The 13,869-nt window shown below is 44.9% G+C and carries 20 protein-coding genes; all 20 read right to left on the bottom strand.

Annotated elements, in window-relative coordinates; all coding sequences use genetic code 11:
* Positions 1–81: 81 nt before the first annotated feature.
* The 20 genes from gpG to ACLIN2_RS29720 all read right to left on the bottom strand — a co-directional run bounded on the left by gpG (position 82) and on the right by ACLIN2_RS29720 (position 13,823).
* On the bottom strand, positions 82–387 hold the full coding sequence (gene gpG / locus ACLIN2_RS29815) for a phage tail assembly chaperone G (RefSeq protein WP_122922022.1): 306 nt from the start codon (positions 385–387) through the stop codon (positions 82–84).
* 50 nt (positions 388–437) lie between these two features.
* Positions 438–1,016 carry a major tail protein gene (locus ACLIN2_RS29810; RefSeq protein ID WP_301170436.1) on the bottom strand — a complete coding sequence of 193 codons (579 nt, stop codon included), beginning with the start codon at positions 1,014–1,016 and terminating at the stop codon, positions 438–440.
* 2 nt (positions 1,017–1,018) lie between these two features.
* Complete coding sequence (locus tag ACLIN2_RS29805) at positions 1,019–1,381, bottom strand: tail completion protein gp17 (RefSeq protein ID WP_301170435.1); 363 nt, start codon at positions 1,379–1,381, stop codon at positions 1,019–1,021.
* Positions 1,378–1,773: an HK97-gp10 family putative phage morphogenesis protein gene (locus tag ACLIN2_RS29800; protein ID WP_301170434.1), complete on the bottom strand. Its 396-nt coding sequence runs from the start codon at positions 1,771–1,773 to the stop codon at positions 1,378–1,380. The genes ACLIN2_RS29805 and ACLIN2_RS29800 overlap by 4 nt, the downstream gene beginning before the upstream one ends.
* Positions 1,766–2,095 (bottom strand): phage head closure protein, encoded by a 330-nt coding sequence (locus tag ACLIN2_RS29795; protein ID WP_301170433.1) that lies wholly within the window; start codon positions 2,093–2,095, stop codon positions 1,766–1,768. Before ACLIN2_RS29795 ends, ACLIN2_RS29800 begins: the two co-directional genes overlap by 8 nt.
* Complete coding sequence (locus tag ACLIN2_RS29790) at positions 2,076–2,285, bottom strand: hypothetical protein (RefSeq protein WP_301170432.1); 210 nt, start codon at positions 2,283–2,285, stop codon at positions 2,076–2,078. Before ACLIN2_RS29790 ends, ACLIN2_RS29795 begins: the two co-directional genes overlap by 20 nt.
* Before the next feature lie 18 nt (positions 2,286–2,303).
* Positions 2,304–2,561: a head-tail connector protein gene (locus tag ACLIN2_RS29785; RefSeq protein ID WP_301170431.1), complete on the bottom strand. Its 258-nt coding sequence runs from the start codon at positions 2,559–2,561 to the stop codon at positions 2,304–2,306.
* 22 nt (positions 2,562–2,583) lie between these two features.
* Positions 2,584–3,717 carry a phage major capsid protein gene (locus ACLIN2_RS29780; protein ID WP_122922029.1) on the bottom strand — a complete coding sequence of 378 codons (1,134 nt, stop codon included), beginning with the start codon at positions 3,715–3,717 and terminating at the stop codon, positions 2,584–2,586.
* Positions 3,714–4,454, bottom strand: coding sequence for a head maturation protease, ClpP-related (locus ACLIN2_RS29775; RefSeq protein ID WP_411502956.1), 741 nt, complete (start codon positions 4,452–4,454; stop codon positions 3,714–3,716). Before ACLIN2_RS29775 ends, ACLIN2_RS29780 begins: the two co-directional genes overlap by 4 nt.
* Positions 4,451–5,653 carry a phage portal protein gene (locus ACLIN2_RS29770; RefSeq protein ID WP_411502955.1) on the bottom strand — a complete coding sequence of 401 codons (1,203 nt, stop codon included), beginning with the start codon at positions 5,651–5,653 and terminating at the stop codon, positions 4,451–4,453. Before ACLIN2_RS29770 ends, ACLIN2_RS29775 begins: the two co-directional genes overlap by 4 nt.
* A gap of 8 nt (positions 5,654–5,661) precedes the next feature.
* Positions 5,662–7,362, bottom strand: coding sequence for a terminase large subunit (locus ACLIN2_RS29765; protein ID WP_411502954.1), 1,701 nt, complete (start codon positions 7,360–7,362; stop codon positions 5,662–5,664).
* Positions 7,337–7,696 carry a P27 family phage terminase small subunit gene (locus ACLIN2_RS29760; RefSeq protein ID WP_411502953.1) on the bottom strand — a complete coding sequence of 120 codons (360 nt, stop codon included), beginning with the start codon at positions 7,694–7,696 and terminating at the stop codon, positions 7,337–7,339. Before ACLIN2_RS29760 ends, ACLIN2_RS29765 begins: the two co-directional genes overlap by 26 nt.
* A 241-nt stretch (positions 7,697–7,937) precedes the next feature.
* Positions 7,938–8,246 (bottom strand): HNH endonuclease, encoded by a 309-nt coding sequence (locus tag ACLIN2_RS29755; RefSeq protein WP_411502952.1) that lies wholly within the window; start codon positions 8,244–8,246, stop codon positions 7,938–7,940.
* 384 nt (positions 8,247–8,630) lie between these two features.
* On the bottom strand, positions 8,631–9,671 hold the full coding sequence (locus ACLIN2_RS29750; protein ID WP_411504619.1) for a DNA cytosine methyltransferase: 1,041 nt from the start codon (positions 9,669–9,671) through the stop codon (positions 8,631–8,633).
* Positions 9,661–10,224 carry a ParB N-terminal domain-containing protein gene (locus ACLIN2_RS29745; protein WP_411502951.1) on the bottom strand — a complete coding sequence of 188 codons (564 nt, stop codon included), beginning with the start codon at positions 10,222–10,224 and terminating at the stop codon, positions 9,661–9,663. The genes ACLIN2_RS29750 and ACLIN2_RS29745 overlap by 11 nt, the downstream gene beginning before the upstream one ends.
* Before the next feature lie 218 nt (positions 10,225–10,442).
* Positions 10,443–10,937, bottom strand: a complete 495-nt coding sequence (locus ACLIN2_RS29740) for a hypothetical protein (protein WP_411502950.1) — start codon at positions 10,935–10,937, stop codon at positions 10,443–10,445.
* A 43-nt stretch (positions 10,938–10,980) separates the two neighbouring features.
* Positions 10,981–11,400 carry a hypothetical protein gene (locus ACLIN2_RS29735; RefSeq protein WP_411502949.1) on the bottom strand — a complete coding sequence of 140 codons (420 nt, stop codon included), beginning with the start codon at positions 11,398–11,400 and terminating at the stop codon, positions 10,981–10,983.
* A 367-nt stretch (positions 11,401–11,767) separates the two neighbouring features.
* Positions 11,768–12,595 (bottom strand): hypothetical protein, encoded by an 828-nt coding sequence (locus ACLIN2_RS29730; protein ID WP_411502948.1) that lies wholly within the window; start codon positions 12,593–12,595, stop codon positions 11,768–11,770.
* A 98-nt stretch (positions 12,596–12,693) separates the two neighbouring features.
* Positions 12,694–13,170: a hypothetical protein gene (locus tag ACLIN2_RS29725; protein ID WP_411502947.1), complete on the bottom strand. Its 477-nt coding sequence runs from the start codon at positions 13,168–13,170 to the stop codon at positions 12,694–12,696.
* Positions 13,171–13,445: 275 nt separating this feature from the next.
* Positions 13,446–13,823 carry an ASCH domain-containing protein gene (locus ACLIN2_RS29720; RefSeq protein ID WP_411502946.1) on the bottom strand — a complete coding sequence of 126 codons (378 nt, stop codon included), beginning with the start codon at positions 13,821–13,823 and terminating at the stop codon, positions 13,446–13,448.
* Positions 13,824–13,869: the final 46 nt, after the last annotated feature.

Raw genomic sequence — 13,869 nt, 5'->3', positions numbered from 1 at the left:
CAATCTCTGGCAGTGACCATCCCTTGTTTATTAGGTCCAAATAAATTTCTTTGACAAAATCGAGAGGGTCAAAGTCCTCGTCTACACGTTTGGGGAGGCTGGATCCGTTCCCATCGCATTGGAAGTCTGACCGATTACGCTATTGATGCATCCAACAATGGTTTCAATAATCTTATTTGCAGCGATGCCATCATAAAATTCATCTCGCGTAAATTGGTTTTGGAACAAGTCGACAACGTAATCGACCATCGTATCTAGGGCTGTCTCATCCAACGAGTTCGCATTGAATTTCTTCTGCATTTCAATGGTTTTGCGAAGCGCTCGACCTGAGATGAAATTCAATGAGTATGTCTTATCCTGATTTTCAGCCTTGAGTGTAATTTCCACGTCTATCCCTCCAAATAGAAAAGGCGGCACTTGCTGCCGCCTCTCTGTTATTAAACAATGGCTACGCCGTCATAGACTTTCGTGAACCAGCTTGTGATCACTGCCGGCTTAATCCCCTCATCATCACTATCTACCCGAGCTCGCCATTGGCCATCACTTTCTCGCGGCAAAAATGTTCCGGTGATCGTTGGTGTTTGGAAGGATGGGGAGTCTTCCTTGGTGTTGAATTCCTCTTCCGCCGGTGTGAATTTCCCTTTGAAAAGCCAGTAATATCTGTACTCACCGTTTGATTTTCTGCTCCGAAAGCCAAGAGCTAAGTAAGGTGGGTTGTCATTCTTGCTGTCGATCACGACACCATTTTCATCAATCGTAGATCCAAGAATCACTGATTGAATATCAGAAGGCAGGTCCTTAACGTTGATTTCTACCTCAACACCCCCTAGCGATGTGGCGATTTCAGCTGCTTGGTCATCTGCATACAGCGTTTCGCTGTTCACCTCGGGTGAGATCGTCGCAGTAATAGCTCCTGGAATAGGAACCGGTGTTGCGTACGTTTCTGTTGCTTCGTCGGTCATGAGAGCATAATGGAGCTTGTCCAAACCTACTCGGACACCTTTGCCTTTGCCCATGCTTACTCCTCCTTGTGCGTGCGATACCGCAGCGCTTTATGGTAAATTGCATTCTCTTGCTCGTACAGATCAATGGCGCTTGTTCGGGCAAATCCCAATTCAGTCATGGTGACATTTACTTGTTCCGTTATTGCCGAGGTACTGTCTTTACTCCAGACATCTATTTGAACAGAAATGCCAGCTGCAAATGCTTTGTCATCAGCAAAGTGTGTACTGGCATTATCTAGTTCAAAGAAAGTAATTCGCGGAAACTCCTCTGCTTTGGGCGCTGCGAGTTGATAGATTCGCTCGCCACCCAATAGGGAAATAAGCGCTGCATTCTCCAGCAGCGACATACGCACAGTTGCTTTGATATCCGTATTCATCTGTTTCTCAACCCCTTCCTAAGCTCTTCTGCAAGGATCTGCAGGGCTTCATCCTTCTTTTCTCGGAAGGCTGGCTCGATGAACGGTTGGGCAGATTGATTGGATGTTCCGAATTCGATAAAGTGAGCGCGCCAAGAGACTTTCTTGTTCGGACCGATTAGGACATATTTGAGACCATCCTTTCTTCGAATACCGCTAACAGTTATGTTGTCACGAGTATGGCGATCATAGCTCAAGTTTGAAACGGCTACCTTCTGCCGCATGCTTCCAGCGACTGCTTCGCCGGCCGCCTTCAATGCATTTCTTTCAACCCGTGCAGATCCAGCCTCCAACCTCTGGCGTACAGCTCTCAGGATTTCATCAATACCCGTAAGCTCATGTTCACTATGCATTCAGTGGACCTTCTTTCGCCATGATGTGCGTCCTGGTTCGATTTTCGTAAGGGTCTTCCTGCACGCTCGTAATGTCTAGAACACGCCCTTGGTCAATGATTCGCATATCCGTCCGAATGTCCGTGCGGTAGCGCACCTCATATCTAACAACATTTTCTGCATTTTCAGCACCAGCAGCGAAGAATTCCCGACCATTGAGAGGCTTTTTCCCAGCCCATATGGTTATGAAATCACCCCAGACAACTTTTGCGATTCCCTCGCCATCGGTTTGACTGGTTTTCTGTTGAATGATTATTCGACTATTAAGCTTCGCCGGGTTCATTAGCCGCACCATCGCCAGTAGATTTTACTTCTGTTCCTTTGCCGCGACTCTTCTCAGCTTCACCAATGTAGCCGCGCTCCTGCAGGTATTTTGCTCGATCCGCATCGGCGGTTTCATAGACTGACTCCGCTGCATAGTAGACACTGGTGTTTTTATCGATGAATTCTTGTTTTACCGGGTATTTTTTCATGCGTGCTTCCTCCGTTTCTTAGCTTTTCAGCTGTAATATGAGGCTTTCAAAAGCAAAATTCAGCTTTCCAATCGATACGCCTGGATCACGATTCTCGTAATGAAGTGCCACATACAACATGAGTGCGAGTGTATATCTCTTAGTTGTTTTCGCCGTATCTGGTACACCCGCGTCAGCCAAGTATTCTTCGCCTGCCCCCATAAGAAGAGCGAGGATCCCATCATCCTCACTCCCATCAATACGCAGGTACATTTTCAACTCGGTAACCGTTGGCATGCGTCATGCCCCCGTTCTTGGATTAAACTTCAGGTACCACTTTGGTGACACGGAATGCGGATTTCAGTTTGATTTTATGATCAAACCAGGCAGTCAAAACGAACAGTTCCACGCCTGTTTTGACGTCTTTGTCGCGATCATAGATCATCTGTGGATCGTAGTTGAAATGAGAAAAACGGAAGTCACCTACGACTGGATCAACAGCAGAGTCGCAGAACACAACTGGTTTACCTAAAACCTGCTCCGGCTGCGCGTTGTAAAGAGTGGCATTTCCGTTTGCCAACGTCTCGATGATCTCGGAGTAATCTGCATAGCGCATGATGATCTTTGCGTTTTCGCGGTAGTCCTCGTGCAGATCAGCTATGGCGTTCTTAATTGCCTTGTATTTATCGGTTCCCGTGACTTCTTTGATGCCAGCACCGTAGAAAGACATGCTTTCTTCGCCCGCTTTTGGTGTCTTCGCGAAGGCAACTTTCTTCTCTTTTGCCGCCAAACCACTTTCCAATCCCTGATCTACTGTCTGGACCAGGTTGGTATCTGTGGCTGCAAGGATCGTTTCGGAAAGTGGTACGAACACCTTGAATTTATTGCGACCGAAGGATACGACGTCACCCTCAGCCTTGATTTCTTTCGCTGTTTCCGTGTCTGCAATAAAATCATCGTCATCCAAGGTGAAGGTAATCTTCGGAATCTCTAGGTTGGTGACATTGGTGTATGTCGAAGTATTCCGCAGTGGGTTTTTGACAAATGGCTCATGCAGCAATTCTTTTGTCATGGTCGAAGGGAGAATCTTTTCGCCACCTGTTGAATTGCGATCACCAAGTGCTGCTTTCACGTCAGGAGATACATCGCGGCTACGAATGGTGGCGCGGATCAGCTCGGCCTTTGCTGCTGTAACCTTGGCTTTCGGATCTTCAACGCCATCCAAGTGAGTCCGACTTCGTTCCAGAGAAGCACGGACTTGCTCTTCTTCCTGGTCGTGTTGATCTTTCAAGACATTAAAACGTTCTTGCAGCTCAATCTTCTTCGCCTTGAGAGCTTGGACATCTTCAATCGGGGTGAATGGATCGCCAGCTTTGACGACAATTTGATTTTCCGTGTCTTTCAGTTGATCACCTACAGTTTTCAATGCCATTTTCAATTCGTACAGGTTCATAGTCGTATTCCTCCTAGGTATGTGGTTAGATTTTCTACGTTTTCACGTGATTCTTGGATGAGTTTATGGCGTATTTCTTGCTCGTTTTGGCTATTTTCCGGTTGTTTTTGAGCAATTTTTGCGATGTTTTCAGGTACATTTTGATACCTGGCAAACAATTCAGCGTTCACACTTGCCGCAATTTGTTTGGCTTCGCCTACGACATCACAAAGTCCGTAGTCATAGGCTTCTTGGGCTGTCAGCCATGTTGTCTGATCCATCAGAGTGATCAGATCCTCTTCGCTGATTGCATCGCCTGCTTTATCTAAATAAGACTGCCTGATCGAGACGTTTACTTTATCCAGCATGTCAGCTGCTGCTCTAAGCTCATTGGAATCTCCAGAGGTGTACATCCATGCGTTGTGAATCATGATCATGGCGTTGGAAGGCATGTAAATGGTATCGCCAGCCATCGCAATCACAGAAGAAATAGAGGCCGCCAGCCCATCCACATGCACATTCACTTGTGCTTTGTGTCGCTTCAGCATGTTGTAGATCGCCACACCCTCGAATACATCCCCTCCTGGGGAGTTGATGTACACATTAAGCGTTTTGATTTCGCCCAGCAGATCCAGTTCTTGCTTAAAGCTTTTAGCAGAGTGTGCATAGCCACCACCACCCCAAGAGGCAATCTCAATGTATAGATATAAATCCGCCTCATCTGTCGTTTTGTTCTTGAATTCCCAGTACTTTTTCATGTTCCGTTCACCCCCTTTCTCTGCTTCATGGCTTGCTCGTGGATCGGATAGAGGTCCCCACTCATCCAGAGTGTGTCGCCTCCTGGTTCCGGTGGCATTTCCTCCAAAGCCCTCATCTCGTTTGGCTTCATACCACCAGAGCGAATCATCTTGAAATAGAACTCGCCTCGTGTTTGCATATCTCCACGCAAAAGAGCGTTTAGATTGAACTTGAAATACAGTCCAGCCAAACGCTCTCCATTGGTAAGCAGTTTTCGGTTGAATTCTTGCTCGTACTGACGAACGATGGGTGTCATCGTGTTCGTCAGGTAGTCAATTGACAGCTGCTCCATCGAGTTGTAGCTTACTCCCTCGAAGCTTCCAAGAAAGATTAAAGGCATGTTGTACACCATAGCCACCCGTGACTTGGTGATTTTCTCTACCTCAAACACTTTCGTATCAATGATGCTCCGGGAGATCGACTCGATTTCTACACCACTTTCCTGAATCAGTACACCACCATTGTCCTTGTAGAATTGCTGGAAGTTGTTCAGGATCTCTTCTTTCTTCTCTTTCCCCAGGTGCGTAGCCATTTTCAAAATAAACGATGCCTTAATGGCTGTATCCATTTGCTCCAGGCTGAATTTCCTTATCTCTTGGTCGTAGGCAATCGTATTTGCAAGCACTTTCACTGGTGAAATCCCCTTAAAACCTGCTGTATGAACATGTTTGACGTGGATGATCTCCATGTTGTGGACGTAATACCTGCCGTTATCTCCATTGATCTCATACCATAGCTCCCCTGTACTTTCTTCCAATACAGGCTCTACCCGCGAAGGATCCAAGATATTCAGGGATTCAACCTGGTAGCGACTGTTGTACTTCTTAAGAGCATAGGCATTTCCTTCTGTGTTACGGTAAGCTTCCATGGTTCGAATGAAATCAAAGGAAGTCATGTTTTTGTTGGGAGCATTGGAGATCATGTCCGCGATACGGTTGTTTATGACTCCATATTCCTTGTACATCTTGAGAGGTAAGCTGGCCATCGTGTTGGATAAACGGGTAACGGCCGAGAAAATCGTCTCATTCGTCGCCAAGGTGCCTCCCGTCTGGCCCCAGAAGATTGATCGACCATTCCGAAACCATTTCTCGAAATTGAGGATGCTGTCCTTTCCTCGTAAGACATTCCAGGCGGTAATAATCCTTTGTCCAAGTTTCAATTTGTTTCTCACCTCCTTAGCAGTTCATTGATGGATACGAATTGAATATCACCAGTCGGTTTTGCTGACTCCAGGACCTTCAAAACCTCTGTATGTGCATTCAAAAAGGCCGCGAACCCGTCAATTTTACGGTAGCGACCTTGTTTCGTAGGCATTTTGTTCCGATTTCTATCATCAACCAGCTTCACGTTGTTTAAATACCAACGGAAGAGCCGGTTATTATTAAAGATCACTTTGCCATCCAAGAATCGCTCCTTGGCATCATCCATTGCCGGCCCAAGCGTGAGGTGTCCCTGCCTCACCAACTCTGTTGCGAAGCCATATGCAGTCAGAGATTCTACTAAGCCGAATGCTTTCGCTGGGTCATAGGTGATCAATTCAATGTTGAATCGTTTAGACTGCTCCACAAACCAGTCATAGATGTACTCTTTTTTGACGTAGTCACCCTTTATGATTGTGAGCAGCCCCATCTCTTCATATTCCCGATAGGGGATTTTCTCGTTGTCCATGAACACCTTGGCTTCCGGGATCCAGGAGTGAGAAAGGACAAAAACCTCGCCAGTCTCCGTAATCGGAAATTCCAAGCAGGCGCTGGTGAAATCTTCTGAATCCGACAAGTCGAATCCACCAATACAGGCTTTTCCCTCCAATTGCGCGATGTCGATTTCTTTGTCATTTCGTTTGATCACTTCATAACTTAGAAACGATTCTTCGCCAGATTTGACGAAAATATTGAACCGTTTGGTGATGAAATCGCTCCGTTCTTTGGGAATCTGCTTGGCTGTTTGCCAGTCCCCAATCATTTCCTCCAAATCAATGGAGACACCAAGATTGGGATTCGCCTTTATCCAGTTGCGAGGATCATCCAGATCGTCCTCTTCATCCAACTCTGCGATGTAATAGAAAGAACGCTCATCCTGGTTCGATCCCTCCAGAACATTGGCTGCCTTCTCATAGTATTCAACAAGTGGCCCGTCCAACTGATATCCGGCAGTGGTGATATAGATGAGCAAAGGCTGCTTGCGGGCAGACCTGCTGTTTTTGATGACGTTGATCAGCTTGTAATCCTTGTATTCATGGATTTCATCGAAGATCCCCAAGTGACAATTCAATCCGTCCAACCTTTCGCTGTCGGACGCTTGGGGCTCAATCTTAGAAAGCGTCTTATCGAAATGAATCGCATGGAGCAAAGGTCGGAAGTGCTTATTCAGCAGCTTCGATTTATTCACCATGCTCTTGCACTCATCAAAGATCAGCCTTGCCTGCTTCATAGAGTTCGCCAGCTGGTAAACTCGCGCCCCATTTTCTCCGTCTTTTGATGCTCCATAGAGGGATAACCCGGATACCAATGTGGTCTTTCCGTTCTTTCTGCCGACAAAAATCAGGCATTCACGGAACCGACGTTGACCAGTATCCTTGTGAATCCAGCCATATAGCGATCCCACAATGAAGTGCTGCCAAGGCTGGAGAATCAACAGCCTGAAATCCCCTTGTGAAGGTCGACAGAATTTCTCTATGAACTGAACAGGACGAAATCCCTTTTCTTCATCGAAAATATAAGGAAAATCCTTTGCTCCTTGTCTCTTCAGGTCATTCAAGTGCCGCTGGCAGGCTTGGAAAACCTTTTTGGAGGTAACAATCAGGTGAGATGTAACCCCAATGGCGTACTGAGTGGTTAGGAGATTAGAACTCCTCGAAGTCGTCACCATTGTCGTTCACCGTCCCGGATACCTTCTTGTCAGAGGCTGGCGTCAATTTTAATTCCGCCTGCAGCTTTCTTTGCTGCTCCACGATTTTCAGGATTTTGTCTACTGACTTATTTTCTCGGAACATTTCTTGAGAGCCATTGATAAAAAGCTCAACTACACCGCGCTCTTTTATGTCAGCAAAATGCTGTTGCTTCAACTGTTCGAGCAGCACCATGTTATCCACGATCATAATCGTGTTGTCGTTGAGCTTGCCCTCTTTCTCCAGTTCACCTGAAACGACCTTGAACATTTTCTTTGCTTCGGGATCCTTGATGATCTTTTTCGGCTTATACATGATACCCCCCCTCACATGGAAAATTTGTTTTTGGTGTAAACGAAGGTCCCCCGCCGGTCCCCTTAGATCCTCCTTCTAACTTTGAGGGTAGGGGGGCTATCTGCTGGAACGCTGGACTCAGGACAAACGACTTCAATCACTGCGTCGCACTTACCACAGTAGCCATGAAGCTTAATATGATCATGTGCTGTTCCTTTTGCTAGGACTTCAATGTCAAACAAGCATAGTGGACATTTCAAAATCACCAGACCTCCTCGTTTGCTGTTGCTCTGATCACCCGCAAACCAGACCTCGTTGCTTCTTCCTTCTTGCCACTCCCCTTCTCAGGGTGAAGCTTATTGTGGCAGGAATTGCACACACTCTCCAGATTGTTAGGATCCAAAGCAAGATCAGGTTCATCCTCGAGGTGTTTGATGTGATGCACCAAGTCTGCAGGAACAATGCGATCTCGCTTCAAACATGGCTGACATAAGTAGTGATCTCTTAACAGAACAACAGCCCGACATTTCTGCCAGGCTGCACTCTTATAGAATGGTTTGGTCTGCTTCATCCTTACTTCCTCTTTCGGTTACTCTTCATCTTGTTACTGGTAAGAATACCACGCTGCAGCTCTGCATCCATATTGATTAAGATGCGCAGGTCATTGACAGTGTTTACCTGTATCGTACCACTCTGGTAATCCTTGACCCATTGAGCGATAGCTGCCTGTACAATCTTTCGATACTTTGTTTTCGAATCAATGTGGCTATCTATTAACTCTAACTCGTCCAAATCAGAACATTTGTTTGCTTTTCTCATTGAGACACCCTCGGCTTTCCTGTAAAATGGAAAACGAGATAGCGAGTGTTGACTATGACTGCGGCCGCAGGTATCGCTATCTCAGCCGGGGTTACCCGGGTGCTTAGGAGGACGTTCGCGCGTCCTCCTTTTGCGTTTATATGGGCAGCTTTGCAAACCACTGCTGGTATATCTGCATCGCTATTCTCTTCATCATCATAGGTGGCACTGACATCCCACAAACGTATTGTACGTCAGCTCCCATGAAGTCGTAATCACGAGGGAAGGTCTGTATTCGAATAATATCGGTAGCACTGATGAAATACGGCTCATCATACCGGAAGAACCATGAATTGCTTGCGATAGTATTTGGTACACGTTCGTCGTGAATGATGATCGTATTAAAATTGCTTTCCTTGCCTTCCACACGCTCTGTGATATCACCGAAGCTACAATCAGATGGACGTCTTTGGAGCCACCGTTTAAAAGTTGTTCCATTCTTATCAAGAGGCTTTCCCCTATCCGATCGTATTTCCTTGTAAAGCACAGGCTGTTCCTGAAATTGCAGGGCAAGCTTCGGAAGCTTCAGATCCCACCGATGAGCAATAAAAAAGATGCGCTCCCTCTTTTGGGGCACACCCATCGTCGCGGAGTTGAGAAGAAACAACTGAGCTTTATACCCCAACTCCTCGAATTTTTTCTTAACTAAAGCCACATAGCCTTTTGCCAGGCCAATGACCATTCCCCTTACATTCTCTGCCACGACTACCCGTGGACGAAGCTTCTCCACGACATCCAGAAAGTCGAAAAACAGATCATCAAGCTTTTGCTTGGCCTGCCCTTCCCTAAAGTGATGCTCCTTCCCCCATTTCTTCTCACGCTTGCCTGCTGTTGAGAAAACGCTGCATGGAGGTGAGCCATCCAGGATATCAAGGTCGAACAGTTCTGCTGGAAGTTGATCATCTGGGATTTCCTTAAAGTCCTGTATCGGTATCTCGAATGGGAAACGAGGCTTATGATTCCGCTTGTAGAGAGCCATCATTTGCGGGTCGATTTCAACATTTCCCACCATTTCATATCCTGCCAACTTGTACCCCATGGTCGATCCTCCTCCGCAGGAGAAACATGAGAAAACCTTTCGTCCATTCTTAGGAATACTGGATAGATCAGCCAAGCACCAATCCCATTCACGCTTCATCTTCGTCATGCCTTTCTTCAACAGGGATAGGGTCTTTGGGATTAAATACGAAGCCGCAGCGCGGGCACTGACAATCAAATTTGTCCTCAGCGAAATCATCCAGGTCGAGCTCTTTGTTGGTGAATTCCGTGTCAGCATCGCTCTTGAACGTAAACTGTTCAATCAATTTGTCGGCTTCGTCCGTATCGAATCCAGTTAGCTCGACATCCAGTTCATCCCTCAGTTCTGCAAGTAGTTGGGCAAGCATCTCTTCGTCCCAATCACCGCTGATTTTGTTCAATGCCAGATTGAGCGCTTTTTCTCGGGTGCCATCCAGATTAACGACTGAGACCTCTACCTCTGCAGCATACTGTTCGTTGGAGAGGATTTTGAACCGCTGATGTCCACCAACGAGGTTTCCGGTACGCTCATTCCAGACAAGAGGTTCAACGTAACCAAACTCCTCGAGGGAACGCTTTAGCTTTTCATATTCGGGATCACCAGGTTGCAGATCGACCCTTGGATTATACTCAGCAGCCTTGATCATTGAGACGGGTATTTTCCGTATGTCCATGCTGTTCAGCTCCTTCGTGGCAATAAAGTAAGAATAAAGAATATCGCCAGCCCCAAGTTCGCTGTATCCCTTGAGACAGTTGGGCTGGTGGTAACATTTCCGGTTATATAAAACGACTACTATTCGGGTGAAAATGTATACGTTTTGTAGCACCGCGACAAATCAGGATGACACTTAGAGCGGCAAGGCTTTGGAGCCTGTTGGCTTCTGGCGACCCCCTAATCAGAATTGGGGTCATCGCCTGCCTCCGATATCTCCTGTCTGAAAAGCTGCAGGAGTGCGGTTTCTGCTGATTTGCCGTTGAGCGAGTACAAGGGGTTGATAGCAAGAGCCGTCCTGCCCTCCATCTTGGTACGCCGAAGCACCCGTTGCTCAATGAACACCTTCACGATCTTCCTTGCCTGCTGATACGAGCAATCGGCGATCCGGGCCAGGTCCTTCACTGTAAGAGGAGTGCCCTTCTTGCCACGCTCATTATCGCCTACCAGGAGGTTGGTACCCTCGCCGGCATAAGGTGCGATTTTCAACAAAAAACCAGCCTCAGCGAGTGACAGCTTCCTGAGCCGTCGCTTTGCCTTTTGGCTGGCTTTGATTTTCACAAATTTGACACTACGGCCAACTGGCCGAAATACCTTGACGATCTCGTCTGGACGACGCAGAATCTGTTCTTCATAGAACACTTCACCCGTCCCCGTGTTAACTAACTGCCTCACTACATCTCACCCACCTCCATGAAAAAAAGCACCCTATGGGTGCTTAGTCCCTTATTCTTAATGCGCTTCCTAAATTGAATGCTTCCTTAAAAATACTATCAATCGTGTCTTTGCTAATGTAGTCACCATTCTGTCCATACCTTTCATCCTTCTTAAGGAACATTACTCCGTTGTGAAAAAATTCAGCAATTGATGTCTCCTTCGCCCCCTCATTACCATTTAAGGTTAAACTGATTTGTGAAAAGTAAACTTTCTCTTCCTTATATTCAACCTTTAAAATTTTGTCATAGACACGATATTTGTGCGTTTCCCCATCCATTGAGATTTCAGCTAAATCCTGAATCGGTTCCATAAAATTGGTGAATTCTGAATATACCAGATCGTTAATTGCTTCTTTTGTTCTAAGGCTGTCTTCAAGCGCTTTTTTTCGAACACTGTTGTAGAATTGCTCTCTCCAACTCATAGTATCCCTCCTCTATTCTTGTATTTTTCGACATTAGGAGGTATTTTCCTGTTACTTTTTTCCTAATCCCCCCACTTCTTTCGACAGGGGCCTCCGCTGCGAGCCATCCTTATGCCTGCTGCGGTCACAGGCCATAGGAGGTAGTGCAGCTGGTCTTGTAGGGCCAACAACAAGCATTTTTCCCTGCTTGCCGCTAATGGTCCGTCTGCACACTTTAAGCAGGATTGGCGAAATAGAAAAACCACTCGAATGTTCAAGTGGCTCGTACACATTTTTTCATGATCTCATCATAACAGGATGAACACCCAATTTAGGTACTGGGAAAGACTAGATTCAGTATTATTATCGCCCAATAAATTTTTGATATTTATTTATCTTTCTCTATCTCATTTATTAGAAGATTGACTTCCCTCAAACCATTTTCAATTATTTGTTTTAATGTTCCATCAGTTAATTCATTCCAATAACTAGCTTTCATCTGTTTAGCTTGGATATTTTCCCAGTAATTACGATAGAATATTCCGTTATATCTACTTATATCTAACTCTTCTAAGTCAGTTAACCTTTGTCCGAGTTTTTTCTTTTCTAACATTAGTTTTTGAATTTTTGCTTCCTCAATAAGTACGTAGGATTTGTTTAAATCGTATGATATCGCATCTACAAAAAGTGCATATTTATTTCTAATTCTAACTAAATTAGAGAGTAGCTTAGGATCTACTATTAATTCGAGTCCACTCCAATTAGCATCATCCATTTTTAGATACGGAGCAAGATAGTGTGTATTAGTTTCGAATTTTTCTTTTGGATACTTTTTCATATTTACATCTTCAATTGCGTTAATAAATTTATCTAGTTCTATCTGTACTTTCACTAATGTTGGTAATTGCCCTAAATACTCTTTCTTTTTATCAGCAATTTTTTGAGCATCAATCTGTATTTTTGCAACAATATACGCAACAATTCCGCCTAAGATGCCGCCCGAATAATTTGCTAAAAAACCCAGCCATGAATTTGAATCCCCTACTACACCTGGAGCACTCCACGAAAATAATAAATAATTCAATGCTATTGGCACTGATATCGCCCCAATTACCAATAACACATAATTCCTTCTAATACCTAATTTTATTGATGCAAAACCCAATATCGCTATCCCAAATATAAGATTGAATATTAGTTGAGCTGTGCTTCCCACACGCAATCCTCCCAAATTTTACTATCCAATATTATATCAAATTAATGCTTTATTCCTATGAAATTGATTAATAATCTAGTAGAAAAATAAAAGACGGCTCAAATAACTAGGGCCGCCTTCAGAACAAATGCAATGGTATCAATTGCTCGGTTTTTATGAAAATCGTAGGTGCTTTTCGGTAATCTCAGTTCAAACTCATAAATATGCTTGTCACGCTTTTGTTCAAAGTAGCACTTCTGAACGATCTCTCTTCCCTCTACCTGTAGTGCTCCTACCGCTCTCTCTATTGCCCTACATTTCAGTTCATAATCGCGGATCATACGCGGTCGCTCCTCGCGCAAGATGATTGTATTGCCGACCACGTCCCTTCGGGTTCCACGTCCATCGATGTCCCCACGTGTGCCATTCCCCTCAATGTTGGCCATATCTATTTCAGTGAAGTCATATTGCTCTGGGAAGTATTTTTCAATCGTAAAGATCTCCACTGCAGCTTTCATTGACGGGTAGGCTTTCAATAATTGTCTTGCTTTCTCTTTGTCTTCAGCGGTAACGAACAAATCTAATTGTGCGCTCATCTTCCGTTCCCCCTCGTGGAATGCCCGTGGTATAATTTTCTTGGCGAAAGAAAATGTATGTTTGGGCTCCCGGCTGGGGGTCTTATTTTTATACGGAGGTAAACATGTACACTATCACTTTATTAGATGCGGAACAAAAAGCTAGATTCATGCTTTGGTTTGCAATCGCGTTTGCTGTAATTTTTATTACCATTCATCTCATTAGTAGATATAAGCGATAGTGATAGTCACCATTCGTTTACTCCAGAAATAATAAGTTAATTATTATCTACTAATTACTTGATTAGTCGAAAGTGCTCCACAACAATGATTGTGTGGTCATTTAGTTCTTCTCCGTCCCGTTTCAGATCATCTTCCCATGCAAATATATGATGCTTGCGAAAATCTTCATAGGATGTACAGTATTCTCCCCTTACTGTTTCATCATCAACTTGACCAAATGGAACTTCATATTTTTTTGTTATTTCAATTGTACACATGTACTCGCCCTTTTTACTAAATACCTCTAGTATTTCTCCTACCTCTGTCGCTTCCTCTGGAAGGGCGTCATACCAACGTTTAGGTGTGCAGGTAGCAGTTTTCTTTCCCTCAATAATTTGTTCAACCAAACGTTCATCGTTCTCATCTCGTCCCCAAAATGTCGTTCGTTTCATTCTTTATGCCTCCCAATGTGTTTCGTAGTTTCTTAGATTTCTATAG

The organism is Brevibacillus centrosporus, from assembly GCF_046622605.1.
GTDB classification, from domain to species: domain Bacteria; phylum Bacillota; class Bacilli; order Brevibacillales; family Brevibacillaceae; genus Brevibacillus; species Brevibacillus centrosporus.
This window is presented reverse-complemented; position numbering and strand designations above follow the sequence as displayed.

What these genes read in the sequence shown, in the direction of transcription:
- ACLIN2_RS29810 (WP_301170436.1), bottom strand. Translation starts at nt 1,016, where the DNA reads ATGGGCAAAGGCAAAGGTGTCCGAGTAGGTTTGGACAAGCTCCATTAT.
- ACLIN2_RS29805 (WP_301170435.1), bottom strand. Translation starts at nt 1,381, where the DNA reads ATGAATACGGATATCAAAGCAACTGTGCGTATGTCGCTGCTGGAGAAT.
- ACLIN2_RS29800 (WP_301170434.1), bottom strand. Translation starts at nt 1,773, where the DNA reads ATGCATAGTGAACATGAGCTTACGGGTATTGATGAAATCCTGAGAGCT.
- ACLIN2_RS29795 (WP_301170433.1), bottom strand. Translation starts at nt 2,095, where the DNA reads ATGAACCCGGCGAAGCTTAATAGTCGAATAATCATTCAACAGAAAACC.
- ACLIN2_RS29790 (WP_301170432.1), bottom strand. Translation starts at nt 2,285, where the DNA reads ATGAAAAAATACCCGGTAAAACAAGAATTCATCGATAAAAACACCAGT.
- ACLIN2_RS29785 (WP_301170431.1), bottom strand. Translation starts at nt 2,561, where the DNA reads ATGCCAACGGTTACCGAGTTGAAAATGTACCTGCGTATTGATGGGAGT.
- ACLIN2_RS29780 (WP_122922029.1), bottom strand. Translation starts at nt 3,717, where the DNA reads ATGAACCTGTACGAATTGAAAATGGCATTGAAAACTGTAGGTGATCAA.
- ACLIN2_RS29775 (WP_411502956.1), bottom strand. Translation starts at nt 4,454, where the DNA reads ATGAAAAAGTACTGGGAATTCAAGAACAAAACGACAGATGAGGCGGAT.
- ACLIN2_RS29765 (WP_411502954.1), bottom strand. Translation starts at nt 7,362, where the DNA reads ATGGTGACGACTTCGAGGAGTTCTAATCTCCTAACCACTCAGTACGCC.
- ACLIN2_RS29760 (WP_411502953.1), bottom strand. Translation starts at nt 7,696, where the DNA reads ATGTATAAGCCGAAAAAGATCATCAAGGATCCCGAAGCAAAGAAAATG.
- ACLIN2_RS29755 (WP_411502952.1), bottom strand. Translation starts at nt 8,246, where the DNA reads ATGAAGCAGACCAAACCATTCTATAAGAGTGCAGCCTGGCAGAAATGT.
- ACLIN2_RS29750 (WP_411504619.1), bottom strand. Translation starts at nt 9,671, where the DNA reads ATGAAGCGTGAATGGGATTGGTGCTTGGCTGATCTATCCAGTATTCCT.
- ACLIN2_RS29745 (WP_411502951.1), bottom strand. Translation starts at nt 10,224, where the DNA reads ATGGACATACGGAAAATACCCGTCTCAATGATCAAGGCTGCTGAGTAT.
- ACLIN2_RS29735 (WP_411502949.1), bottom strand. Translation starts at nt 11,400, where the DNA reads ATGAGTTGGAGAGAGCAATTCTACAACAGTGTTCGAAAAAAAGCGCTT.
- ACLIN2_RS29725 (WP_411502947.1), bottom strand. Translation starts at nt 13,170, where the DNA reads ATGAGCGCACAATTAGATTTGTTCGTTACCGCTGAAGACAAAGAGAAA.
- ACLIN2_RS29720 (WP_411502946.1), bottom strand. Translation starts at nt 13,823, where the DNA reads ATGAAACGAACGACATTTTGGGGACGAGATGAGAACGATGAACGTTTG.